The organism is Arthrobacter sp. NPDC055138, from assembly GCF_053607305.1.
In genome coordinates, this window is the sequence record NZ_JBSGTH010000002.1 from 136,937 (window position 1) to 161,094 (window position 24,158).

Sequence of the window (24,158 nt, forward strand, 5' to 3'; positions counted from 1 at the left end):
CAGCGACGGCTTAGCCGCATAGGCGTGCAGTGGCGGGGCATGCCCCCGCCACTTCGCCGTGTACCGGCCGGTTTCGCCGGCCGCCTGAGTCGATGAGAGAAAGATCTTCCATGGCACGATCCGGTTCCACCAGCATTGCTCGGCGGACACTTATTTGGCTCGGTGTGCTGCTTGCCGCCGGTACCGTCATCCTCGGCAGCGGTGTCTTCACCAACCAAGCGAGCTGGGCGCCCAAGTTGGCGCTCGACCTTGAGGGCGGCACGCAGATGATCCTGGCCCCGAAGGTCCAGGGCGCCGGGGGCGAGATCACCGGCGAGCAACTGAACCAGGCCGTGGAGATCATCCGCCAGCGCGTTGACGGCTCCGGCGTGGCAGAAGCGGAAATCACCACGCAGTCCGGACGCAATGTGGTGGTCAGTCTGCCCGGTATTCCGGACCAGCGCACCCGTGAACTGATCCAGGCGTCAGCCGACATGGAGTTTCGGCCGGTCCTGACTTCTGCGTCGGGAGCGGCCGTTCCCGAAGCGGAGCGGACGCCGGTGAAGGATATTCCGAAGCCGACGGGCAAGCCGGAGGACTTCAGCGACCCGAATTGGATCACGCCCGAGCTCTATCAGGAATTCGAGGCGCTCGAGTGCCTCGACCCGGCCGCTGCGGCTGACGAAACCCAGCCTGCCGACCCGGCCAAGCCGATGGTGGCCTGTGAACCCGACACCGGGATGAAGTACATCCTCGGACCGGTGGAAGTGCCCGGCACCGATATCGCCGACTCCAGCTTCGGCCAGACCCGCGGCCAGCAGGGCCAGACCCTGAACCAGTGGGCAGTCAACATCGAGTTCAACGGCGAAGGCACCCAAACCTTCAAGGCCGTCACCGAGCGGCTGTTCGGGCTCTCCGGAGCCCGGAACCAGTTCGCGATTGTGCTGGACGGCAAGGTCATCTCCGCGCCGACGACCAATGCCGTCATCCCGGACGGCAAGCCGCAGATCACCGGCAACTTCACCGAAGAGTCCGCACGCGGCCTTTCCGAACAGTTGAAGTACGGCGCGCTGCCGATCAGCTTCGAAATCCAAAGCGAGCAACAGATTTCCGCCACGCTCGGCGCCGACCAGTTGCGAATGGGCCTGATCGCCGGTGTCATCGGCTTGGTGCTGGTCGCGGGCTATTCCCTCTTCCAATACCGGGCGCTCGGCTTCGTCACGATAGCGTCGCTGGTGGTGGCGGGCCTCATCACGTATCTGGCGATCGCGATTTTGGGCTGGACGGAAAACTACCGGCTGTCGCTGGCCGGCGTGGCCGGCCTGATCGTGGCCATCGGCCAGACCGCCGACTCGTTCATCGTCTACTTCGAACGTATCCGCGATGAGTTGCGCGAAGGCCGCGGCCTGGTATCTGCGGTGGATAACGGCTGGAAGCGTGCCCGGCAGACGGTGTTGGCTTCCAAAGCAGTCAACCTGCTGGCCGCCGTCGTGCTGTACTTCGTGGCCGTTGGCAACGTGCGAGGTTTCGCCTTCACGCTGGGCCTGACCGCGGTGGCTGACCTTTTGGTGGTCTTCCTGTTCACCCACCCGACCATGGTGCTGCTGGCAAAGACCAAGTTCTTCGGCGAGGGACATCGGTTCTCCGGCCTGGATCCGCGCTTGCTGGGAGCGGTGCCGTTGTACCGAGGGGCAGGGCGCGTGCGCCAGCCGGGCGAACGCACAGCACCGGTCCGTGCCAAGAACACCGCGGCAGCTGCCGAAGCGGGCCGCCGCCAGACCATCGCCGAACGCCGTGCGGCCGAGAAGCAGCAGGCGACCAGCGGCGCAGGCCGCGGCGCCAACAAGGAGAGCAACTAATGGCCAACTTTGCTAAGTGGGGTAACGACCTCTACACCGGCAAGCGCTCCTATGACTTTGTCGGCAAGTACAAGGTCTGGTTCACGATCGCCATCGTCGGCATTCTCCTCTCGATCGTGGTGCCGTTCGTCAAGGGCGGCTTTAACCTGGGCATCGATTTCCGCGGCGGTTCCGAGTTCACGGTGTCCAACGTTCAGAACACCGACGCCGGACCGGGCGAAGCTGCCGTGGCCAAGGTTGCCTCGGAGTCCGATCCCCGGGTGACCAACATTGCGCCCGGCACCATGCGGATCCAGACCGAACGGCTGGACGACGAGCAGACTCTGCAACTGCGCGACGAGCTGGTTGGCGCCTACGGCGTGCAAGCCAACGAAGTGACCTCCTCGTACGTCGGTCCCACCTGGGGCGCAGACGTGACCCGGCAGGCGCTCTGGGGCCTGGTGGTGTTCGTTGTGCTGGCGGCCTTCATGATGGCGCTGTACTTCCGGACCTGGAAGATGTCCGTCTCCGCGCTCAGCGGGCTGGTGGTGGTGCTGGTCCTGACCGCCGGCATCTACTCGCTCAGCGACTTCGAGGTGACGCCCTCGGCGATTATCGGCTTCCTGACCATCTTAGGGTACTCGCTGTACGACACCGTGGTGGTCTTCGACAAGATCCGTGAGAACACGAAGGACCTGGACACGTCCACCCGGCGGACGTTCGCCGAGGAGGTCAACCTCGCGGTGAACCAGACCCTGGTCCGGTCCATCAACACCTCCGTGGTGGCCGTCCTGCCGGTTGCCGCCATTCTGTTCATCGGCGCGTTCGTCCTGGGCGCCGGAACGCTGAAGGACCTCTCGCTGGCGCTGTTCATCGGCATCATCATCGGCGCCGCCACCACCATCTTCATCGCAGCGCCGATGTACGCACGGATCCGGGTCAAAGAACCGGCGCTGGTCAAGCAGGCCAAGCGGGTCGAAGAACGACGCCGCAACGAGGCCGTCACCGTCTAACCCGGCTTCTGCGCCCGTCGCCGCCTGGCCCCACTCCGGGTGCCGGGCAGTACCAGCGGGCATAGACTGGACGTTGCGGTACAACGTTGAGTTGGTGCTGAGGCCGGCGGCCGGAATAATCGACGCCAGCGGCAGTGCCAGGACAAGTCGGAAGGCGGGCAGGATTGGCCGAGAACCTCAGGTCGACAGAGCAGGCCAGTGATAGCGGCGCGAAGCCGGATCCTGGTTCTGCCGTGGTGCCTGCGGCTAAGGACGCTCCGGCCTCCGCACCGGTCCGACACGCGTTCCCCGGCCGCCGGGAACGCACCATGTCCCGGCTGGCCCGGTTGGCGGGCAGAGGAGGATCCGGCTATTCGCCGATCCTCGAGCCGCTGTTGCGAACCGTCCGGGCGAACAACCCGCGCGAGGACTTCGACCTGATCCAGCGCGCCTTCGTTGTGGCAGAGCGCAGCCACCGCGGCCAGAAGCGCAAGAGCGGCGATCCGTACATCACGCACCCGGTGGCCGTCGCCACCATCCTGGCCGAATTGGGCATGACAGGCACGACGCTGGCCGCCGCGCTGCTTCACGACACCGTCGAGGATACGGAATACACCCTCGACACGCTGAAGAAGGAGTTCGGCCCAGAGGTCGCCATGCTGGTGGACGGCGTCACCAAGTTGGACAAGGTGCAGTTCGGCGACGCCGCCCAGTCGGAGACCGTGCGCAAAATGGTCGTGGCGATGGCCAAGGACATCCGCGTCCTGGTGATCAAACTGGCCGACCGGCTGCACAATGCCCGCACCTGGCGCTTCGTGTCCCCGGAGTCGTCAGCCAAGAAGGCCCGCGAGACGCTGGAGATCTTCGCGCCGCTGGCCCACCGGCTGGGCATGAACACCATCAAGTGGGAGCTGGAAGACCTCTCGTTCGCGGCCCTACACCCCAAGGTCTACGAGGAGATCGTGCGGATGGTGGGGGAGCGCACCCCCGAACGCGAGAAGTACCTGACCACCCTGCGCACCAAGATCGGCGATGATCTGCGTGCGGTCAAGATCAAGGCCACGATCACGGGCCGGCCGAAGCACTACTACTCCATCTATCAGAAGATGATTGTGCGGGGTAAGGACTTCGACGACATCCACGACCTGATGGGCATCCGGGTGCTGGTGGACACCGTCCGCGACTGCTATGCGGCGCTGGGCGCCCTGCATTCGCGGTGGAACCCGCTGCCTGGCCGGTTCAAAGACTACATCGCCATGCCCAAGTTCAATATGTACCAGTCGCTGCACACGACGGTGATCGGCCCGGGCGGCAAGCCGGTGGAAATCCAGATCCGCACCCATGAGATGCACCGCCGCGCCGAATACGGCGTTGCGGCCCACTGGAAGTACAAGGACATTGCCCGCGGCGGCACTGCCGACGGCGGTGACATGGGTTGGCTCCGGAGCCTTGTCGATTGGCAGCAGGAGACCAGCGATCCGGCCGAGTTCCTGGACTCCCTCCGGTTTGAGATCAACGCCAAGGAAGTCTTCGTCTTCACGCCCAAGGGCGAAGTGATGGCGCTGCCGGCCGGCTCAACGCCGGTGGACTTTGCCTACGCGGTGCATACCGAGGTGGGCCACCGCACGATCGGTGCGCGGGTCAACGGCAAACTGGTGCCGCTCAACAGCGAGCTCAACCACGGCGACTGGGTGGAGATCTTCACCTCCAAAGCCGAGGGCGCTGGTCCGAGCCAGGATTGGCAGGGCTTCGTCAAGAGTCCGCGGGCGCGGAACAAGATCCGCCAGTGGTTCACCAAGGAGCGCCGCGAAGAGGCGATCGAAAAGGGCAAGGAACATCTCACCCGCGCCATGCGGAAGCAGAATCTGCCGCTGCAGAAGATGATGACGCATGATGCGTTGATGTCGGTGGCCCAGGAACTGCATCACGCGGATGTGTCTGCGCTGTATGCCGCGGTGGGCGACGGCCATACCTCCGCGCAGAACGTCATCGAGCACCTGGTGGGCCTGCTCGGCGGACAGGAAGCTGTCGAGGAATCCGAGCCGTCCATTTCGACTGTGGTCAAGCGGCCGAAGCATCCCGATTCCGGGGTCACCGTGGTTGGTGTGGGCGATGTCTGGGTCAAGCTGGCCCGGTGCTGCACGCCGGTTCCGCCGGATCCGATCGTCGGTTTCGTCACCCGAGGTTCGGGCGTCTCCGTACACCGCTCCGACTGCCGTAACGTGGCGGAGCTGCGGGAAAGCCCCGACCGCATGGTCAACGTCGCCTGGGCGCCCACGCAGTCCAGCGTGTTCCTGGTGGAGATCCAGGTGGAGGCGCTGGACCGCAAGAGCCTGCTCTCCGACGTCACCCGCGTATTGGCCGAGAACCACGTCAACATCCTCTCCGCGACGGTGCATACCTCAAGCGACAGGCTGGCCATATCGCGGTTCTCCTTCGAGATGGGCGACCCGAAGTACCTGAGCCACGTCCTCAGTGCCGTCCGGCGCATCGACGGCGTGTACGACGTCTACCGCACCTCGGGGTCACAGCGCCGCTGACCCGGTTCTGCAGCCCGCACTGGCCCGCGCGCGGCGGAGCGTCCGGCGCGTGCACCTTGGCTGCGCCGGGCGGAACATGCCGGCTACGGGTCCGCGCCCATCGCTGCGTTAAGACGCTGCAGCGCACGGGCCTTGCCCGGCAACCTGGGCCGTGCCTCGATGGCCTGCCTGATGACGTCCAGCCGGCAACCGAGTCCCTTGGCTCCGCCCAGCGCGCTCAAGACACTGACCGCATCCGGTTCCGGGGCGTGCAGTGCCACGTCCAGTGCGGTCCGCAACGGGGTACTGACCGGGACGCCGCCAATGGTCACCGTATCCAAGGGGCCCAGCGTCACTTCATGGATCAGGGCCGGACGGTAGCGGCCCTGCGAGATTGCCCGATGCCGGTGGTCCAGCAGTACCGAGAGCTTTTCGGGTTCCGGGGCGCAGCCGTATACCCACGCAGCCGTCAACCTCCCCAGCACCACCTTCCGACGAACCTGCTCGGGCAGGCTGAAAAAGGCCGCGGACGCTCGGTGCCGCGGCGTGATCTGGTCCCATGGCAACGCAAACCCCGATCCATAGACGTTGACCAAGAGGCCGTCCAACCGCATGCACTCGAGTTCGCTGCGACTGAACGGATACCCGGGACGCAGCACAGCCGGCGGCGCCTGCGCCGCAGAACCAACCGGCCATGCAGGGGAGAGGTGAAGGACCATGCCAGCCAGCATGCCAAACGGCACACGACAGCCGAAGGGGCCGGGACCGCCTTGTGGAAAGCGGTCGCGGCCCCTCCGGTTGTGTAGGGCTTGGCGGCTAGGAGAAGTCTTCTGCAGAGCGCTGGAGGGTGTCCAGCCACTGGCGGCGCGCATCCAGGGCCTCGCGTGCCGCGGTGATCCGGCGCTGGTCTCCGGCGCGTTCGGCCTGTGCCAGATCGTCCTCGAGCCCGGCAATGGCCGACTCGAGCTGGGACAGCGCGCTGTTGGTGCGGGCCTTGGTTTCCGGGTTCGTCCGTCGCCAGTGCTCGTCCTCGGCCGACTTGACGGCATCCTCGACCTTGCGGAGGCCGGCGTCGATCCGCTGCATGTCGCCGCGGGGAACCTTTCCGGCTTCCTCCCAGCGGTCGCGGATCGACTGCAATGACTTCTTGGCCGCGGCCAGGTCGGTCACGGGCAGCAGCGCCTGCGCCTCGGCTACCAACGCCTCCTTGACCGCCAAGTTGGCGGAGAACTCCTGGTCGATAGCCTCATTGGCGGACTGGCGTGCAGCGAAGAACTTGTCCTGGGCCGCACGGAACCTGGTCCAGAGCGCGTCATCGTCCTTGCGGCTCGCGCGTTTGGAAGCCTTCCAGTCGTCCATCAGCTTGCGGTACTCGGCGGCCGTGTGGCCCCAGTCGGTCGAGCTGGACAGCTCTTCCGCGCGGGCGATCAGGGCTTCCTTGGCAGCCTTGGCCGCAGCGTTGTCGCTGTCCAACTGGCTGAAGAATGCGCGGCGGTGCCGGTCGAAGACCGTGCGGGCCGAGCGGAACCGCTTCCAGAGTGCGTCCTCTGTGCTGCGCCCCAGCCGGACGCCGTTCTTCTGGGCAGACTTCCAAGCGTCGAAGAGCTCATTCATGCGGGCGCTGCTGGTCTTCCACTGCACCGACGACGGATCCTTGCCCGCAATCTCCTCGGCCTCAGCGACGATGGCCTCGCGGGCAGCCAGTTCAGCCGCGCGCTGGGCCTCCTGGCCGGCCTTCTCGGACTTTTGCAGTTCGCTGATGGCAGTGCCGAGTGCCTCCAACCGGGCCTCCAATGCGGGCACGTCGCCCACCATGTGGCGCTCGGCCGTCTGGGCCTTCAGATGCTCCAGGGTCTTGTGCATGTCGGTGGACGGGGCCTTGGCTTCCACCCGCTGTTCGAGCAGAGCCGCCTGGGCCGCGACGTCGTCATACTTGCGCACAAAGTACGCCAGCGCCTCGTCTTTGGTGGTGTCCGGATATTGCCCGACCGGGTGTTCCTGACCGTCGATGAGCAGGAATACGTGCCCGTCGTCGGTTACCCGGGCCCATTTGGACGCCTCGGACAACGGCGTCGAGGCGACCGCCGGGGCCGGGATGACCTGCTGTGCCGGAGCGCCAGCAGCACTCTTACCGGGCATAGCGGCCGGCGTTGGCTTCGGTCCGGGCATGGGCTTCGGCGTCGGCTTGGCGGCTGGGCTCGGGGCCTGGCCGGGAGCTTCGGGGACGGCCGGTGCCGCTTCGGAGGAAGCCTGCGGTTCGGCAGCTGCGGGTTTCGGCGCTTCAGGAGCGGCCGCTTCCTGAGACTGCTCGGCCGGGGCCGGGTCTGCCACAGCCTGGGTCTGCTCGGCCTGCGCGGGCTCAGCCGGAGCGGGTTCTGCCACAGCCTGCGCCTGCTCGGCCTGCGCGGGCTCAGCCGGAGCGGGTTCTGCCACAGCCTGCGCCTGCTCAGCCTGCGCCTGCTCAGCCTGCGCCTGCACAGCCGGAGCCGGTACTGCCTCGTCCTGCGGCTGCTCAGCCTGGTCTGCCTCAGCCTGGGTCTGCTCGGCCGGCGCCTGCTGAGCCGGCGCCTGCTGAGCCGGTGCCGAAGTGGCCGCGGCCTGCTCGGTCTCGGTGGTCGGCGCTGTTTCGTCGGATTGTTGACTAGGTGTCACCGCTAGAACTCTTTCGCTTGTGTCCGGGGCCGCCGATTGAGGCGGCACCGTCGTGGTGTTGGGCTCACTGAAGGGTGAACGACTTAATTGTTACCGGTATTTTAGGCGGGCCGTCCTGGCTATTGGCATCCTCGACGCCGCCGGCCGCAATTTGCTCGATGACGTCCAGTCCTTCGGTTACCTTACCCATAATCGTGTAGCCGCCGGTATCCTGCGGGATCGTCGAATCTTTCCACGCAATGAAGAATTGCGTCCCGTTGCTGTAGGTATCGGCACCGCGGGCGACGGCGATGGTGCCTGCCGGGTAGACGCCGTCCTCGGGGGTGTTCTCCACCGGTCCCCACTGATATTCGGGATCGCCGCTGCCGGCGCCGTCCACTGAACCGCACTGGAGCACGCCCATGCTGGTGGCCGTGGTGAGCCGGTGGCAGGTTTTGCCTTCGAAGAACCCGTCCTTCGCCAAGGTGCTGAAGACCGCCGCCGCCTGGGGAGCCGCCTTGCCATCCAGTTCCACGCCGATGTCGCCCTCATTGGTCGCGATGGTGCCGCTGAAAGTCTTACCGGCGGCGACCTCCGGCGAGGGAATGTGGGCTGCGTTGGCGGAGGCCGACGGCGAGGGCGCGGCTGCGGGGTTCTCGAGGCCTTGGCGGACCTGCTCCATCTCGGACGGGGTGGGGTTAGCGGCGAACACGGTCAGTTGGAGGGCCACGGCGCCGGCTATCAAAGCCGCGATGGCCACGCCGGCGGCAATGTTGTCCCGCTTGCGCCGCGCCTGCTGCTCCCGGCGCAGGTCGCGCTTGGCTTCCATCCTGGCAATACGCCGCCGGGCCTCGCGGTCCGGACTGTTCCGTGCCAATGCTCCTCCTGGTCTACGCTGACTGGGTCCGCCCCGCCGGCGGGGCCGCACCGGCAGGGCGGTTTGGTTCCGCTGCCGTTGCAGGCCTTAAAATGGTCCAGCAGCCAGTTTAGCGATTCAGTGCCGCCGCGCGGTCGCCGGCTTCAGAACGACCCGCTTCTTGATCCCTCATCTACTAGGAGATACGTCCGTATGGCACGCAAGGCCTCGCTGTCAGGCTTCCCGGAATGGCTTCCGCAGGAGAGGCTCGTGGAACTTCATGTGCTGGATTCCCTGCGCCGGACTTTTGAGCTGCACGGCTTCTCCTCCATCGAGACACGCGCCGTCGAAACCGTGGCCCAGCTGCTGCGCAAGGGCGAGATCGATAAAGAGGTCTACGGCCTGCACCGACTGCAGGCCGACGAAGCCGAGGGCAAGGGCGATGACAAGCTGGCCCTGCACTTCGACCTCACCGTGCCGTTCGCACGCTATGTGGTGGAGAACGCCGGCCACCTGGCCTTCCCGTTCCGTCGTTACCAGATCCAGAAGGTATGGCGCGGGGAGCGTCCGCAGGAGGGCCGCGCCCGCGAGTTCACCCAAGCGGACATCGACGTGGTGGGCGACGGCGAGCTGCCGTTCCGCTACGACGTGGAGCTGGCGCTGGTGATCGTCGAGGCCCTCGGCGCGCTGCCCATCCCCGACTTCAAGCTGCGCGTGAACAACCGCAAGCTCGCCGAGGGCTTCTACCGCGGCATCGGCCTGACCGATACCGCAGGCGTCCTGCGCAGCATCGACAAGCTGGAGAAAATCGGCCCCGAAAAGGTTGCCGCGCTGCTCCAGGAAGAGCTCGGGGCCACCGACGATCAGGCGCAGGCTGCGCTGAAGCTGGCCTCCATTCGCACCGAAGACACGTCCTTCGTGGAGCAGGTGCGGGCCCTCGGCGTCGAGCACGAACTGCTGGAAACCGGCTTGGCCGAGCTGGAGGAAGTCATCGGCGAGGCGCACCGGCGCGCCCCCGGCAAGGTGATGGCCGACCTGAGCATCGCCCGCGGGCTGGACTACTACACCGGCACCGTCTACGAGACCGTGCTGGTGGGCCACGAACAGCTCGGCTCCATCTGCTCCGGCGGCCGGTATGACGCGCTGGCCACCAAGGGCAACCGCACCTTCCCCGGCGTCGGGCTGTCCATCGGCGTGACCCGGCTGGTGATGCGGATCCTGGGCCAGGAGTTCGCCACCGCGTCGCGGCAGGTCCCGACGGCGGTGCTGGTCACCTTGGCGAACGAGGACAGCTGGTCGCAGGCCCAGGACGTGGCCGGCCAGCTGCGCGAACGCGGCATCAGCGTGGAAGTGGCCGCCAAGGCGGACAAGTTCGGCAAGCAGATTAAGTACGCCGACCGCCGCGGCATCCCGTTCGTGTGGTTCACCTCGGTGGCAGAGGACGGCAGCCACAGCCACGAGGTGAAGGACATCCGTTCCGGCGACCAGCACGCTGCCGATCCCGCCAGTTGGACGCCGCCGGCCGAGGACTTGGTTCCGCAGGTCACGCACGCCGCGCACTGACCTCGGACGTTCCCTGCGTCGGTGAGCGGCAGCCTTGCTGCCGGTGCACGAGCGTTGGCAGCAAGGCGACCGGCCCGACGACGTTGGTGCTTAGGCGCCGGGCCGACGGCGGACCGGCGCCAGGGCGGCGCGGCCGACCACGCCGGCGCCGAGGACAACCACCATCAGCACCACCGAGGTAAACGGCAGCGTGAAGGCCAAGACCAGGCAACCGACCAGCCCGGCAACGTTCAGCAGCTTCGGCGCATGCCACGGCCGCTCGTCCAGAGTCAGGGCGGCTGCATTGGCCACGCTGTAATAGATCAGCACTCCGAAGCTGGAGAAGCCCACCACGGCCAGCACATCCTGGGTGAGCAGCAGGAAAATGACGACGGCGGCGACCACCAGTTCCGCCGCCCACGGAACCTTGAAGCGCGTCCCCACCTTGCTGAACACCCGGGGCAGGTCGCCTTCCCGGGCCATGGCAAAGGTGGTCCGGCCGATGCCTGCGATCAAAGCCAGCAGCGCGCCCAGGCTGGCCAGGGCGGCGGCCATGGCAATGGCCGTGGTGCCCACGCCGCCGCCGACCTCTTCCATGACCGCGTGCAGCGGGGCCTCGGTCATCGCCAGCAGCTCCGGTCCCAGATAGCGCAGCAGGCCCAGACCGATCAGCACGTAGAGCACGAACGTGATCAACAGCGCGGAGAAGATGGCCAGCGGAATCAGCTTCTTTGGTTCGCGGATTTCTTCGCCCATGGTCGCAATCCGTGCGTAGCCGGCGAATGCGAAGAAGAACAGTCCGGCGGCCTGCAGGACTCCGTACGGGGAAAATCCGGCCGCCGTCGCCGGGCCGCCGATGGGATCGGCGTCGAACGCCACCACGACCACAAAAACCAGGATGGCGGCCACGAAAGCCACGATCCAGCGGGTCACCCAGGCGGTCCTCGTGATGCCCAGCAGGTTGACCGACGTCAGGACCACCACCGCGGCTACGGCGGCGGCGGTGGCGTACTCGGGGAAAACGTAGATACCGAAGGTCAACGCCATGGCCGCGCAGGAGGCGATTTTGCCGGTGACGAAGCTCCAGCCGGCCAGGAAGCCGGGCCATTCACCCAGACGCTTCCGGCCGTAGATGTAGGCGCCGCCGCTGGTGGGGTAGAGGGTGGCCAGTTGCGCGGTGGCGCTGGCATTGCAGTAGGCCACGAGGCCGGCGATGGCCAGCGCCAGCGGCAGCCAGGGTCCGGCGGCTGCGGCGGCCGGAGTGAAGACCACGAAGACGCCCGCGCCGATCATGGAGCCCACGCCCACGGTGGTGGCGTCCACCCCGCCCAGCCGGCGTTCCAGCGATGATTCACTACTCACAGATGCCACAGCTCCTAGCTGCGGGGCCCGCGGGGTCTCCGGCCCGCCGGGCCGCTGGGGCCACAGGGCCGGGGTTCGGGTCCGGGGCGCCGCGTGATCAACGGTAAACTCGTGTACGTCTCCACTAACCATAGCCGTACCCCGCCGCCGCACCAGGTAAACAACAGCGGGCGGACAGCTGAGCAATTCGTTCTACCGGAAGGACTGTTGTGCTGCGCACACACGACCTCGGCACCCTCAGGGCCGAGCACATCGGACAAACCGTTACCCTCGCCGGCTGGGTGGCCCGCCGCCGCGACCACGGTGGTGTGGCCTTCCTGGATCTGCGCGATGCCTCCGGCGTGGCGCAGGTGGTGGTCCGCGAAGAAGATGTCTTCCACGCGCTGCGCAACGAATACGTGCTGCAGATCAAAGGCACCGTGGAGAAGCGCCCCGAGGGCAACGAAAACCCGGGCCTTGCCAGCGGCGAGGTAGAGGTCATCGCGGAGGACGTCGTCGTTCTCAATACCGCCGACCCGCTGCCGTTCCAGGTGGACGAGCATGTGGAGGTGGGCGAGGAAGCCCGGCTCAAGCACCGCTACCTGGACCTGCGCCGGCCCGGCCCGTCGAAGGCGCTGCGGTTGCGCTCGGAGGTCAACCGGACGGCACGCGAACTGCTGCATGCCGACGGATTCGTGGAGATCGAAACCCCGACGCTGACCCGCTCGACGCCCGAAGGCGCCCGCGACTTCCTGGTGCCGGCACGCCTGGCCCCCGGCTCCTGGTACGCGCTGCCGCAGTCCCCGCAGCTGTTCAAGCAACTGCTGCAGGTGGGCGGCTTCGAGAAGTACTACCAGATTGCCCGCTGCTACCGCGACGAGGACTTCCGCGCCGACCGCCAGCCGGAGTTCACCCAGTTGGACATCGAGGCCAGCTTCGTGGACCAGGACGATATCATCGCGCTGGGCGAGCGGATCGTGCAGGCGCTGTGGCGGCTGATCGGCGTCGAAATCAGCACCCCGATCGCGCGGATGACCTACGCCGAGGCGATGGACAAGTACGGCTCGGACAAGCCGGACCTGCGGTTCGGCCAGGAGCTGACCGAGCTGACCGACTTCTTCAAGGACACCACCTTCCGCGTCTTCCAGGCCCCGTACGTGGGGGCCGTGGTGATGCCCGGCGGCGCCTCGCAGGCCCGCCGCACGCTGGACGCCTGGCAGGAATGGGCCAAGCAGCGCGGCGCCAAGGGCCTTGCCTACGTGCTGGTCCAGGAGGACGGCGAGCTGACCGGCCCGGTGGCCAAGAACCTCACCGACTTCGAGCGCGAAAACCTGGCCGGCACGGTTGGCGCCAAGCCCGGTGACTGCATCTTCTTCGCCGCCGGCGACCGCGCCGCCTCGCGCGGCCTGCTCGGCGCGGCCCGGGTGGAAATCGGCCACCGGACCGGACTGATCAAGGACGGCGACTGGGCCTTCGTGTGGGTGGTTGACGCGCCGATGTTCGAGCCCGCCGAAGCCGCCGTGGCCTCGGGCGACGTGGCCGTCGGTTCCGGCAAGTGGACGGCCGTGCACCACGCCTTCACCTCGCCCAAGCCGGAGTTCATGGACACCTTTGACACCGATCCGGAGTCGGCGCTGTCCTACGCCTACGACATTGTCTGCAACGGCAACGAGATCGGCGGCGGCTCCATCCGTATCCACAAGCGCGACATGCAGGAGCGCGTGTTCAAGGTGATGGGGTTGGACAAGGAGTCGGCGCAGACCAAGTTCGGGTTCCTGCTGGAAGGCTTCAAGTACGGTGCCCCGCCGCACGGCGGCATTGCGTTCGGCTGGGACCGCGTGGTGGCGCTGCTGGCCGGCGAGGATTCCATCCGCGAGGTCATCGCCTTCCCGAAGACCGGCGGCGGCTACGATCCGCTGACCGCTGCCCCGGCCGCGATCACGCCGCAGCAGCGCAAGGAAGCGGGCGTGGACGCCAAGCCGCAGCCCAAGGAGCAGAATAAGGACTCCGCCAAGGAGTCGGCCGAGTCTGAGGCCAAGTAGCCCGGCGCCAAGCAACCCGGGCACCGGTCCGGCAACGCATTCGGCACTGACGGACGACGGCGGGCGCGCACCTCTTGTGGTGCGCGCCCGCCGTGTTGTCTGCTGGGGGCATGACTACGGACACCGGCGCCGACGTGGCGATCGTGCCTGCGAACGAATCCTCGTGGGACCAACTGCAGACAGTCCTGGGTGTCCGCGGCGAGGCGTCCCGCTGCCAGTGCCAGTGGTTCCAGACCCCGGCCGCCCAATGGCGGGAGGAGCACGTGGAGGAACGGGCCTACCGGCTCCGGGACGAGACCGGCTGCGGTGACCCGGCGGCCGCCTCCACCAGCGGCCTGGTGGCCTATTTGGACGGTGAGCCGGCCGGTTGGTGCGCGGTGGAACCGCGGACCGCCTACCGGCGCCTGCGGACCAGCCGGGTGGTGTGGGCCGGCCGCGACGACGACCCGGACGACGGCACCGTCTGGGCCGCGGTGTGCTTCGTGACCCGGGCGGGGTTCCGGCGCCGCGGCATTAGCAGGGCGCTGGCCGCGGCCGTGCCGGCCTGGGCGCAGGAGAACGGCGCCCGGGCCGTCGAAGGGTATCCGCTCATTCCGAAGCCCGGGCAGGAAATGACGTGGGGTGAACTCTACGTTGGCAGCCGCAGCATCTTCGCCGCGGCCGGTTTCCGCGAAGTCAGCCGCCCCACCGCCCGCCGGGCAGTGATGCGGATCGACTTCGAGCACTAACCGGACGGCGCGCCCTGCGGGGACATCGGGGCCGCGGCACCGCAGGCAGAACCGCGCCGGCGCGGCCCTGGACGCTGCCGGCGGAGCAGGGCGGATGAACGGATAGCCTTGACGGTGTGAGTGATTTGTTCAGTGCAGCCGCGGGTGACGACGAAGACTACGACGGCGGGGGCAGCGGCCACGGCCACAACTCGGCGTCCGGTGACGGCGGCGGATCCACGCGTCCGCGCAGTCCGCTGGCGGTCCGGATGCGGCCGCGCACGCTTGATGACGTGGTGGGCCAGCAGCACCTGCTCCAGCCCGGGTCGCCGCTGCGCATGCTGGCGGCCGGCGGTGCGGCCACCGGACCGGCGGGACCGTCGTCGGTCATGCTGTGGGGTCCGCCCGGCACCGGCAAGACCACGCTGGCGCACGTGATCGCCCGCGGCCCGGGCCGCAAGTTCGTGGAGCTCTCCGCGATCACCGCCGGCGTCAAGGACGTGCGCCGGGTGATGGACGAGGCGCTGACCGCCCGGGACCTGCACCGCACCACCACGGTGCTGTTCCTGGATGAGATCCACCGGTTCAACAAGGCACAGCAGGACGCGCTGCTGCCGGGCGTCGAAAACCGCTGGGTGGTGCTGGTTGCCGCCACCACGGAGAATCCATCCTTCTCGGTGGTCTCGCCGCTGTTGTCCCGTTCGTTGCTGCTGACCCTGAAGCCGCTGACCGCGGACGATATTGAGCAGTTGCTGGTGCGCGCGGTCCAGGACGAGCGCGGGCTGGCCGGCCGCGTGGAGCTGAGCGAGGAGGCACTGGAACACCTGGTCCGGCTGGCCGCCGGCGACGCCCGCCGCGGCCTGACCTCGCTGGAGGCCGCCGCGGGCGTGGCCTGGGGCGAGTCCGGCGGGGAAGGCGAAGACGGCGCCCCGGTCCGGGTGGAACTCAGCCACGCGGAGCGCGCCACGGACCGTGCCGCCCTGCGCTACGACAAGGCAGGGGACCAGCACTACGACATCACCAGTGCCTTCATCAAGTCGATGCGCGGCTCCGATGTGGACGCCGCGCTGCACTACATGGCGCGGATGCTGGAGGCGGGGGAGGACCCGCGCTTCGTGGCGCGCCGGATCATGGTCCACGCCTCCGAGGACGTGGGGATGGCCGATCCCACCGCGTTGCAGACCGCGGTCGCCGCGGCCCAGGCCGTCCAATTGATCGGCATGCCCGAAGCCCGGCTGGTGTTGGCCCAGGCCGTGGTCCACATCGCCACGGCGCCGAAGTCGCCGGCCTGCCACGACGCGATCAACGCCGCGGTGGCGGACGTCCGGGCGGGGCGCGGCCAAGGGGTTCCGGTCCACCTGCGCGACTCCCACTACGCGGGGGCCAAGGGGATGGGCCATGGCAAGGGCTATGTGTACTCGCACGACGCCCCGCACGGGATCGCCGCCCAGCAGTACGCGCCGGACGACTTGGTGGGCCGGAACTACTACGAACCCACCACCAACGGCGCGGAGCGGGAGATCTCGGCCCGGGTGGACCGGCTGCGCAAGATCATCCGCGGATCCTGACGACGGCGGGGTCCCGGCTTCTCCACGGCAGGCCGCCCTACCCGCGGCGCGGCCTGGCGAAATCCTCGGTGTCCAGACTGATGGTGAACGGGCCGGAGTTCACCAGTTCCACCTCCATCATGGCGCCGAAGACACCGGTCGCCACCTGGGCGCCCAAGCCGCGCAGCTCCGCGACGAAGTGATCCAGCAGCGGTTCACTGACCTCACCGGGCGCGGCCGCGGACCAGGACGGCCGCCGGCCGCGCCGGGTATCTGCGTACAGCGTGAACTGGCTGACCACCAGCAGCGGTGCGCCGGCATCGGCGCAGGAGAGCTCGCCGTCCAGGATGCGCAGCCGCCAGATCTTCTCCGCCAGCACCGCGGCGTCCTGGCCGGTGTCGGCATGGGTGGCGCCCACCAGCACCACCAGGCCTGGGCCGGACAGGGCACCCACTACCGTGCCGTCGACGCTGACGCTGGCGCGGCTTGCGCGCTGCAGAATGGCTCGCATCCAGCCAGCCTAGACGTGGCAGGGCGGCCGGCTGGCTGATGCTAGAATGGTTGGCTGACTGGCAAGCCGTTCTTGCGCCGTCGATCCCTCAAGCTCTTCAGCGAAGGGGAGAAGCGTGCCCGGGACGGACTGTAGCTGAAGGTAGCGGTTGACCAACGCTCTCCGGGACTTGGAGGCCAGCAAACCATTACACCGCACATAACTGGAAGGACATCGTGGCTAACAACACACGAGCCCGCCGCAAGGTCCGCATTTCGCGTGCCCTTGGCATTGCCCTGACGCCCAAGGCTGAGAAGTACATGGAGCGTCGTCCGTACGGCCCCGGCCAGCACGGACGCGCCCGCCGCAAGCAGGACAGTGACTACGCCGTACGTCTGCGCGAAAAGCAGCGTCTGCGTGCCCAGTACGGCATCCGCGAAGCACAGATGACCCGTGTCTTCGAGGAAGCCCGCAACACCGCCGGTCTGACCGGTGAAAACCTGATCGAGCTGCTGGAAATGCGTCTCGACGCCCTGGTGCTGCGTGCCGGCTTCGCCCGCACCATCGCCCAGGCCCGCCAGCTTGTGGTGCACCGCCACATCATGGTCAACGGCAAGCGCGTGGACCGCCCGTCCTTCCGCGTTTCCGAGGGCCAGCTGATCCACGTGCACGAGCGCTCCGAAAAGATGCCCCCATTCCAGGTGGCAGCTGCCGGCGCTCACCGCGACGTGCTCCCCAACGTTCCGGCGTACCTCGATGTTGCTTTGGAGAAGCTGCAGGCCCGCCTGGTCCGCCGCCCCAAGCGCTCCGAGGTTCCCGTGACCTGCGAAGAGCAGCTGGTGGTCGAATACTACGCTCGCTAGAAACGTAGTTCCGGGGCCTGAAAACCTACGGAACCACCCCAGCGAGATGCCGCCTCCGTGCACGGAGGCGGCGCTGAACAGCCCGCGGCATCGGCCGCGGGCTGTTCAGTAGGTAAGGTGATGAGAGTGGTGGGAAAGATGCCTGGACTAGGCACGCCCCGCCGTCGTCAGCCGGACCCCGCAGCACAAGGCTTGCCTGCGCTGCGCGCGGACCGGATGACGCCGTCAACCAACAAGAGGAGCGTTTGAACCTATGTCAGGTGGAGATATCGCCGGTCTGATCGCCGCGGGAGTATTCGCGGTGCTGGTGGCCCTGCTGGCCATCCCGGTATGGAAGCTCGGCAAAGTGTTTGATGAACTGCGCCAGGCCATCCGCGAGCTCAGCGACGGCACCACCCCGTTGATTGGCGAAGTCACCACCACGGTCAGCACCACCAACGAACAGTTGCGGAAGGTCGACGGCATCTCCAACAACGTGTCGGACGCCTCGGCCAATGTTTCCGCCCTGACGTCGCTGCTCTCCGCGACCCTGGGCTCGCCGCTGATCAAGGTGGCAGCCTTCTCCTACGGCGTGCGCAGCGCCTTCAACACCGCCGGCAAGGGCGCGCCCGAGGGCAAGCGCCGCCGCGGCCGCTAATCCGCGAGAGGAACCGACATGAAGCGAATGATTTGGATGGCCGCAGGTGTGGCGATCGGCGTGCTGGCGGTCCGCAAGCTCTCCCAGACGCGGGACGCGCTGGGACCGGCCGGACTGAACCGCGCGCTGGGACAGGTGGCCGATTCGGTGGCCACCTTCGCCGACGCGGTCCGGGACGGAATGCAGGAACGCGAAACGGACCTGCGTCTGGCCCTGGGCATCGATTCCGCCGACGACGTCCGCACGCGCTAAGTTTTTTTAGGACGGCATTCAAGCCACGCACCGGCCCGCACGGGCGGTTTGTACCCTGGAAGGTAAGACACAGGCACCATGAAATCCCACGAGATTGTCCGCCGCTGGCTCGACTTCTTCGAGAAAAAGGGCCATGCCGTGGTCCCGTCGGCGTCCTTGGTGTCGCCGGACCCTTCGCTGCTGTTCACCGTGGCGGGCATGGTGCCGTTCATCCCGTACCTGACCGCGCGCGAAACGCCGCCGTACCCGCGCGCCACCAGCGTGCAGAAGTGCATCCGCACCGCGGACATCGAAGAGGTCGGCAAGACGGTCCGGCACGGCACGTTCTTCCAGATGTGCGGCAACTTCTCCTTCGGCGACTACTTCAAGGAGCAGGCCATCGCGATGGCCTGGGAACTGCTGACCAGCCCGGTGGAGCAGGGCGGCTACGGCCTGCCGCCGGAGAAGCTCTGGATCACCGTCTACGAAGAGGATGAGGAAGCCCTCGCCATCTGGCGCGACCAGGTAGGTGTCCCGGCCGACCGGATCCAGAAATCCGGCAAGAAGGACAACTACTGGTCCACCGGCCAGCCCGGCCCGGCCGGCCCCTGCTCGGAAATCTTCTACGACCGCGGTCCGGAGTACGGGATCGAGGGCGGCCCGATCGCCGACGAGACCCGCTACATCGAGATCTGGAACCTGGTCTTCATGCAGTACCAGCGCGGCGCCGGCATCGGTAAGGAAGACTTCGAGATCCTCGGCGAGCTGCCGCAGAAGAACATTGACACCGGCCTGGGCATGGAACGCCTCGCGATGATCCTGCAGGGCGTGGAGAACATGTACGAGACGGACCAGGTCCGCCCCGTGCTGGACAAAGCTGCGGAAATTTCCGGTCGGGAATACACCAGCGCCGAGTCCGACGACGACCCGCACCACACCGACGACGTGCGGCTGCGCGTGGTCGCCGACCACATCCGCTCGGCACTGATGCTGATTTCCGACGGCGTGACCCCCTCCAACGAGGGCCGTGGCTATGTGCTGCGCCGCCTGATCCGCCGTGCCGTGCGCGCCATGCGCCTGCTCGGTGTGGAAAAGGCATGCCTGCCGGAGCTGCTGCCGGTCTCCCGCGACGCCATGAAGGGCACCTACCCGGCGGTGGCGGACGACTTTGAGCGGATCAGCCGGATCGCCTATGCCGAAGAGAAGGCCTTCCTGCGCACCATCGCCTCCGGCACCGCGCGGCTGGAAGAGGCCGTGAAGGAATCGAAGGCCGCGTCGAAGCCGCTTTCCGGCGAGGATGCCTTCACCCTGCACGACACTTACGGCTTCCCGATCGACCTCACGCTGGAAATGGCCGAAGAAGCGGGCCTGCAGGTGGACGAGGCCGGTTTCCGCACGCTGATGGCCGAGCAGCGCCAGCGCGCCCAGGCCGATGCCCGCGGTAAGAAGCTGGGCCACGCCGACGTGACCGTCTTCCGCGAAATGCTGGCCGAGGGCGAAACCGTTTTCACCGGCTACGACGAGCTGAACACCGAGTCCACCGTGCGCGGCATTGTCCGCGGCGGCGAGGTGCGAGGTTTCGCCGGCCAGGGCGAGGAAATCGAGCTGGTGCTCGACGCGACCCCGTTCTACGCCGAGGCCGGCGGCCAGGCCGCCGACGTCGGGCTGATCACCGGCGACGGGTTCGTGGTCGAGGTGCTGGACGTGCAGAAGCCGGTCAAGGGCCTGAGCGTGCACAAGGCCGTGGTCCGCGAAGGCGAACTGCCCGCCGGCGCCACGGTCCAGGCCGCAGTGGACGCGCAGCGCCGCCACGCCGGCGAGCAGGCGCACTCCGGCACGCACATCATCCACGCCGCCCTGCACCAGATCCTGGGCCCGGAGGCGCTGCAGCGCGGTTCCTTCAACAAGGCCGGCTACCTCCGCTTCGACTTCTCCTGGGGCGAGGGCCTCTCCGACGCCGCCAAGTCGGAGGTCGAAGAGGTTTCCAACCTGGCCATCCGCAACAACTTCGAGGTCCAGACCCGCGTGATGCCGCTGGCCCAGGCCCGCGAGCTGGGCGCCACGGCGCTCTTCGGCGAGGCCTACGGGGACACCGTGCGCGTGGTGGAGATCGACGGCGCCTGGTCTCGCGAACTCTGCGGCGGCACCCATGTGGAGGGCACCTCGCAGATCGGCTCGCTGATGCTGCTGGGCGAGGCCTCCGTGGGCTCCGGCAACCGGCGGGTGGAGGCGTTCGTGGGCATGGAGGCCTTCCGCCACATGGCCGCCGAGCGCGCACTGGTGACCGAGCTGTCCGAGATGCTCAAGGTTCCCGGCGCCCAGCTGCCCGAGCGCATCGCCGCCACGCTGGCCAAGCTGAAGTCCGTTGAGAAGGAACTGGACAAGCTGCGCAAGGAACAACTGGCAGCCTCCGCCGGCGCGCTGGTCTCCCAGGCGCAGGACGTGGCAGGCATCCGCTTGCTGGCGCACAACGTTGGCGACCTCAACGGCGCCGACGACCTGCGCAACCTGGCCCTGGACCTGCGGACGCGCTTGGGCTCCGAGCCGGTCACCGTGGCGATGACGGGCGTGGCCAACGGCCGTCCGCTGATCCTGGTGGCGACCAACGAGGCGGCACGCGCCGCCGGTGTCAAGGCCGGTGCGCTGGTCAAGGTCGCCGCCGGGGTGCTGGGTGGCGGCGGCGGCGGCAAGGACGACGTTGCCCAGGGCGGCGGATCCGATGCAGCCAAGATCGACGAGGCACTGGCCGCCGTGACGGCCGCGGTCGCGAACCGCTAGGGGCCCGGCATCGTGTCTTCGACCGACTATCCGCGCGGCACCAAACTCGGTGTGGACGTCGGTGCAGTGCGCGTGGGCGTGGCCAGCTGTGATCCGGACGGGATCCTGGCCACGCCGGTGCGCACCCTGAAGCGCGACGCCAAGAAGGACAGCGACATCAGGGTGCTGGTGCGCGAGGCCGCTGAACGGGGAGCTGTCCAGGTTTTCGTGGGACTTCCGCGGACACTTTCCGGCGGCGAATCTGCGTCCACCGAGATGGCCCGCAGCTACGCCCGCAAGCTGGCCGCGGCACTGGCCGCGGCCGGATCGCCGGCCAGCGTCAGCCTGATTGATGAACGCCTGACCACCGTGGCGGCGCACCGTGGATTGCGCGATGCTGGCATGGATACGCGTCAACATCGTAAAGTGGTTGATCAGGTAGCTGCGGTAGGTATCCTGCAGCAGGCCATTGACATGCAACGGGCCCAAGGACAGGACGTGGGGACACCTGTCGCACCGCCCGCCGGCCGAGATGTGCCGGACGCCAGCCATGAGGAGCCGACGATTTCGCACGGACATGATCGAAGCGGGGATCCGGGAACGTGAGTAAGCACCCCGACGACTGGACCAACCTGCCGTCCCGGCGAGCCGCGCGCGGACGCCAGGCCGCTGATCCGCGCTTTGACGACACCGTTCCCCCTTACTGGGACGACGACGCGGTACCCGAATGGGAAGAGCCGCCCGCGGACGAGGCCTGGCCCGATCCGGCCAGCCAGCCGGCCGCGCCCCCCGACGCTCCCGCAGCGGACGAACCGGCTACCGGCTGGGACGACCCGGAGCCGGCCACCGTGATCCAGCATCACGTGCCCGCCCGCGGTGAGCCCCGCCGTCGTCCGCAGCCGGAGCCACAGCCAGAGGCAGAACCCGACGCAGAATATGCCGCGGGTGCCGCCGGCTCCGCGGCACGTGGGGCGGACAGTGCCCCTTACTCCGCAGAGCGCGACTGGCAAGCTGCCGACGCCGACCCGGGCTACGAGGATGACGGCCAGATTTACCACGACGGTCGGCTGGACTTTTTCGAGGACGAACCTGCCTCCGGCCGGAAGCGTCCGGTCCGCACCAAGAAGCGCGCCCGCCGGCGGCGCAACACCATCATGCTGGTGGTCTTCGCGGTCTTCGCCGCGGGCCTGGTTGGCGTGGTGCTGTTCCTGCAGAACCTGCTGGGCATGGGCGGCGGCCCCGAAGACTATCCGGGCCCCGGCGAGGGACAAGTCACCTTCACGGTGCAACAGGGCGCTGGCCCGCTGGTGATCGCCGAGTCCTTGGTGGAGCAGGACATCATCTCCAACAGCGAGACCTTCCTGGGCGAACTGGCCAGCCAAGCGGACGGCCGTGAGGTTCAGCCCGGTGACTACCAGATGCAATACAAGCTGCCGGCCGCCGACGCCGCAGCCATCCTGTTGGAGGACGTGGGGGAGAAGGTCTCCTACGCCGCCATCAACCGCACCTGGCGCGAAGAAGAGGTTTTCGCGGCACTGAGCGAAGGCACGCAGATCCCGGCCTCCGAGTTTGCTGAACTGGCCAAAAACCCGCAGCAGTTCGGGTTGCCCGAGGACGCGCGCAATCTGGAAGGCTATCTCTTCCCCGGCGAGTACCGCTGGCCGTTGGAGACCAGCGCCAAGGACATTCTCACCGAACTGGTGGGCAACACCGTGGACCGGCTGACCAAGGACGGAATTTCCGATCCGCAGGAACAGTTCCGGGTGCTGACCATCGCCAGCATCATCGAGGCCGAGGCCGGCGAAGCCGACTACGCCACGGTGGCCGGCGCCATCCAGAACCGGTTAAAGCCGGACAACACCGAAACGAACGGCCTGATCCAGTCGGACGCCACGGTGACCTACGGGCTGGGCCGGAAGGGCTACGACATCACGCCGGAGGAAAAGGCGGACAAGTCCAACCCCTACAACACCTACGCGCACACCGGGCTGCCCGCCGGACCGATCAACTCACCCGGCGGACCGGCCATCGACGCGGCCGCTAGCCCGGCCGACGTGCCCTACTACTACTGGGTGACGGTCAACCTGGACACCGGCGAGACGAAGTTCGCCGAGACGCTGGAACAGCACAACGCGTACACCAAGGAATACCAGCAGTGGTGCAGCACTCAGAAAGAGGGCCGGTGCAGTTGACCGCCGGTCCCGCCGACAGCGTGTCTGCCGACGGTGTGCATGTCGACCGCGTGTCCGGCGGCACCTCTGCCGGCCACGCGACCGGCGGCACGCTGCCGGCTGCCCGCCGGTACCAGGCTGCGGTGCTCGGGCACCCGATCGGCCACTCCCGGTCGCCCGCGCTGCATCAAGCCGCCTATGAGCTGATCGGCTTCGACTGCAGCTACCGTGCCATCGACGTCACCGTGGACCAGTTGCCGCGGTTCGTCGAGACCCTGCGCAGCGAGCGGGGGTGGGCGGGCCTGTCGGTCACCATGCCGCTGAAGGCGGCGATGGTCGGCCAGATGGACCGCACCAGCCCGCTGGTGGATCTGCTGGGCGTGCTCAACACCGTGGTTCCCCAATACGACGGCGAGGGTCGGGTGACGCTGTCCGGCCACAATACCGACGTCGCGGGAATCGTCGGGGCGCTGCGCCACGGCGGGGCCCAGGAGGGCCGGCCGGCAGTCATTCTCGGCGGCGGCGGCACCGCTGCGGCCGCTGCCGCGGCCCTGGCGGAGCTGAAACCGTCCAGCGTGACCCTGTGCCTGCGGGATCCGGCGAAGTCGCATAACGTGCAGGCCATCGCCCGGCACCTCGGACTCCCGCTCCAGGTGGCCGGCTGGGACCAGGCAGCAGCAGCAATTCAATTGGCCGGCACGGTGGTCTGCACCCTGCCGCCGCATTCTGCCGACCCGTTGGCTGCACAGCTGGCGGCCCAGCCGGGAGCGGACCGCGGCGGGTGCGTGCTGCTCGATGTGGCGTACGATCCGTGGCCCAGCGAGCTGGCAGCGGTCTGGCAGGGCCAAGGCGGCTCGGTGGTGCACGGCCTGGAAATGCTCATCTACCAGGCGGTGGAACAGGTGCGGCTGTTCGCCGGCGACCGCTTCAGCCACACCGCCGATGTCACAAATGTGATGTGTGACGCGGTGGGTGCACCGCGGCGCTAAACCGCCCCCGGATGCATGGCAGTATT

Annotated in this window: 19 protein-coding genes; 14 read left to right on the plus strand and 5 right to left on the minus strand. The window is 67.7% G+C overall.

Features of this window, described 5'->3' with window-relative positions:
• Positions 1–110: 110 nt before the first annotated feature.
• From secD to ACWF5H_RS05830, 3 genes are all read left to right on the plus strand, one after another.
• Positions 111–1,838: a protein translocase subunit SecD gene (secD, locus tag ACWF5H_RS05820; protein WP_452035527.1), complete on the plus strand. Its 1,728-nt coding sequence runs from the start codon at positions 111–113 to the stop codon at positions 1,836–1,838.
• Positions 1,838–2,830 carry a protein translocase subunit SecF gene (gene secF / locus ACWF5H_RS05825; RefSeq protein ID WP_452035528.1) on the plus strand — a complete coding sequence of 331 codons (993 nt, stop codon included), beginning with the start codon at positions 1,838–1,840 and terminating at the stop codon, positions 2,828–2,830. Before secD ends, secF begins: the two co-directional genes overlap by 1 nt.
• A 308-nt stretch (positions 2,831–3,138) precedes the next feature.
• Positions 3,139–5,349, plus strand: coding sequence for a RelA/SpoT family protein (locus tag ACWF5H_RS05830; RefSeq protein ID WP_452035530.1), 2,211 nt, complete (start codon positions 3,139–3,141; stop codon positions 5,347–5,349).
• 83 nt (positions 5,350–5,432) lie between these two features.
• Here ACWF5H_RS05830 and ACWF5H_RS05835 read toward each other — a convergent pair whose 3' ends face one another.
• The 3 genes from ACWF5H_RS05835 to ACWF5H_RS05845 form a co-directional block, all read right to left on the minus strand.
• Positions 5,433–6,047 carry a type IV toxin-antitoxin system AbiEi family antitoxin gene (locus tag ACWF5H_RS05835; RefSeq protein ID WP_452035531.1) on the minus strand — a complete coding sequence of 205 codons (615 nt, stop codon included), beginning with the start codon at positions 6,045–6,047 and terminating at the stop codon, positions 5,433–5,435.
• A gap of 97 nt (positions 6,048–6,144) precedes the next feature.
• Positions 6,145–7,761 carry a DUF349 domain-containing protein gene (locus ACWF5H_RS05840; protein ID WP_452036049.1) on the minus strand — a complete coding sequence of 539 codons (1,617 nt, stop codon included), beginning with the start codon at positions 7,759–7,761 and terminating at the stop codon, positions 6,145–6,147.
• Between the two features lie 283 nt (positions 7,762–8,044).
• Positions 8,045–8,836: a peptidylprolyl isomerase gene (locus ACWF5H_RS05845; protein WP_452035533.1), complete on the minus strand. Its 792-nt coding sequence runs from the start codon at positions 8,834–8,836 to the stop codon at positions 8,045–8,047.
• A gap of 192 nt (positions 8,837–9,028) precedes the next feature.
• Between ACWF5H_RS05845 and hisS the strand changes: the two genes are divergently transcribed.
• Positions 9,029–10,378 (plus strand): histidine--tRNA ligase, encoded by a 1,350-nt coding sequence (gene hisS, locus ACWF5H_RS05850; RefSeq protein WP_452035535.1) that lies wholly within the window; start codon positions 9,029–9,031, stop codon positions 10,376–10,378.
• A 90-nt stretch (positions 10,379–10,468) separates the two neighbouring features.
• Here hisS and ACWF5H_RS05855 read toward each other — a convergent pair whose 3' ends face one another.
• The gene (locus tag ACWF5H_RS05855; protein ID WP_452035537.1) at positions 10,469–11,719 is read right to left on the minus strand and encodes an APC family permease; all 1,251 of its coding nucleotides are present in this window, start codon (positions 11,717–11,719) and stop codon (positions 10,469–10,471) included.
• Between the two features lie 209 nt (positions 11,720–11,928).
• Between ACWF5H_RS05855 and aspS the strand changes: the two genes are divergently transcribed.
• The 3 genes from aspS (at position 11,929) to ACWF5H_RS05870 (ending at position 16,015) form a co-directional block, all read left to right on the plus strand.
• Positions 11,929–13,740: an aspartate--tRNA ligase gene (gene aspS / locus ACWF5H_RS05860; protein ID WP_452035538.1), complete on the plus strand. Its 1,812-nt coding sequence runs from the start codon at positions 11,929–11,931 to the stop codon at positions 13,738–13,740.
• 110 nt (positions 13,741–13,850) lie between these two features.
• Positions 13,851–14,468, plus strand: coding sequence for a GNAT family N-acetyltransferase (locus tag ACWF5H_RS05865; protein ID WP_452035540.1), 618 nt, complete (start codon positions 13,851–13,853; stop codon positions 14,466–14,468).
• A 116-nt stretch (positions 14,469–14,584) separates the two neighbouring features.
• Positions 14,585–16,015, plus strand: coding sequence for a replication-associated recombination protein A (locus ACWF5H_RS05870; RefSeq protein ID WP_452035541.1), 1,431 nt, complete (start codon positions 14,585–14,587; stop codon positions 16,013–16,015).
• 37 nt (positions 16,016–16,052) lie between these two features.
• On the opposite strand, the gene dtd is transcribed toward ACWF5H_RS05870, so the two are convergent.
• A complete protein-coding gene (dtd, locus tag ACWF5H_RS05875) occupies positions 16,053–16,505 on the minus strand; it encodes a D-aminoacyl-tRNA deacylase (protein WP_452035543.1) in 453 nt (150 codons plus the stop codon).
• 215 nt (positions 16,506–16,720) lie between these two features.
• Between dtd and rpsD the strand changes: the two genes are divergently transcribed.
• The 7 genes from rpsD (at position 16,721) to ACWF5H_RS05910 (ending at position 24,132) form a co-directional block, all read left to right on the plus strand.
• Positions 16,721–17,347, plus strand: a complete 627-nt coding sequence (gene rpsD / locus ACWF5H_RS05880; protein WP_136785369.1) for a 30S ribosomal protein S4 — start codon at positions 16,721–16,723, stop codon at positions 17,345–17,347.
• Between the two features lie 253 nt (positions 17,348–17,600).
• Positions 17,601–17,984 (plus strand): DUF948 domain-containing protein, encoded by a 384-nt coding sequence (locus ACWF5H_RS05885; RefSeq protein WP_127512668.1) that lies wholly within the window; start codon positions 17,601–17,603, stop codon positions 17,982–17,984.
• Positions 17,985–18,002: 18 nt separating this feature from the next.
• Complete coding sequence (locus ACWF5H_RS05890) at positions 18,003–18,236, plus strand: DUF6167 family protein (RefSeq protein WP_452035545.1); 234 nt, start codon at positions 18,003–18,005, stop codon at positions 18,234–18,236.
• A gap of 78 nt (positions 18,237–18,314) precedes the next feature.
• On the plus strand, positions 18,315–20,993 hold the full coding sequence (gene alaS, locus ACWF5H_RS05895) for an alanine--tRNA ligase (RefSeq protein ID WP_364647330.1): 2,679 nt from the start codon (positions 18,315–18,317) through the stop codon (positions 20,991–20,993).
• Between the two features lie 9 nt (positions 20,994–21,002).
• Positions 21,003–21,578, plus strand: a complete 576-nt coding sequence (gene ruvX / locus ACWF5H_RS05900) for a Holliday junction resolvase RuvX (RefSeq protein WP_452036051.1) — start codon at positions 21,003–21,005, stop codon at positions 21,576–21,578.
• Positions 21,575–23,164 carry an endolytic transglycosylase MltG gene (gene mltG, locus ACWF5H_RS05905; RefSeq protein ID WP_452035547.1) on the plus strand — a complete coding sequence of 530 codons (1,590 nt, stop codon included), beginning with the start codon at positions 21,575–21,577 and terminating at the stop codon, positions 23,162–23,164. The genes ruvX and mltG overlap by 4 nt, the downstream gene beginning before the upstream one ends.
• A 92-nt stretch (positions 23,165–23,256) precedes the next feature.
• Positions 23,257–24,132, plus strand: a complete 876-nt coding sequence (locus ACWF5H_RS05910) for a shikimate dehydrogenase (RefSeq protein ID WP_452036052.1) — start codon at positions 23,257–23,259, stop codon at positions 24,130–24,132.
• Positions 24,133–24,158: the final 26 nt, after the last annotated feature.

Bases quoted from the DNA above. Each gene is read 5' to 3' on its own strand.
- secD (WP_452035527.1), top strand. From the start codon at position 111: ATGGCACGATCCGGTTCCACCAGCATTGCTCGGCGGACACTTATTTGG.
- secF (WP_452035528.1), top strand. From the start codon at position 1,838: ATGGCCAACTTTGCTAAGTGGGGTAACGACCTCTACACCGGCAAGCGC.
- ACWF5H_RS05830 (WP_452035530.1), top strand. From the start codon at position 3,139: ATGTCCCGGCTGGCCCGGTTGGCGGGCAGAGGAGGATCCGGCTATTCG.
- ACWF5H_RS05835 (WP_452035531.1), bottom strand. From the start codon at position 6,047: ATGGTCCTTCACCTCTCCCCTGCATGGCCGGTTGGTTCTGCGGCGCAG.
- hisS (WP_452035535.1), top strand. From the start codon at position 9,029: ATGGCACGCAAGGCCTCGCTGTCAGGCTTCCCGGAATGGCTTCCGCAG.
- ACWF5H_RS05865 (WP_452035540.1), top strand. From the start codon at position 13,851: ATGACTACGGACACCGGCGCCGACGTGGCGATCGTGCCTGCGAACGAA.
- dtd (WP_452035543.1), bottom strand. From the start codon at position 16,505: ATGCGAGCCATTCTGCAGCGCGCAAGCCGCGCCAGCGTCAGCGTCGAC.
- ACWF5H_RS05885 (WP_127512668.1), top strand. From the start codon at position 17,601: ATGTCAGGTGGAGATATCGCCGGTCTGATCGCCGCGGGAGTATTCGCG.
- ACWF5H_RS05890 (WP_452035545.1), top strand. From the start codon at position 18,003: ATGAAGCGAATGATTTGGATGGCCGCAGGTGTGGCGATCGGCGTGCTG.
- alaS (WP_364647330.1), top strand. From the start codon at position 18,315: ATGAAATCCCACGAGATTGTCCGCCGCTGGCTCGACTTCTTCGAGAAA.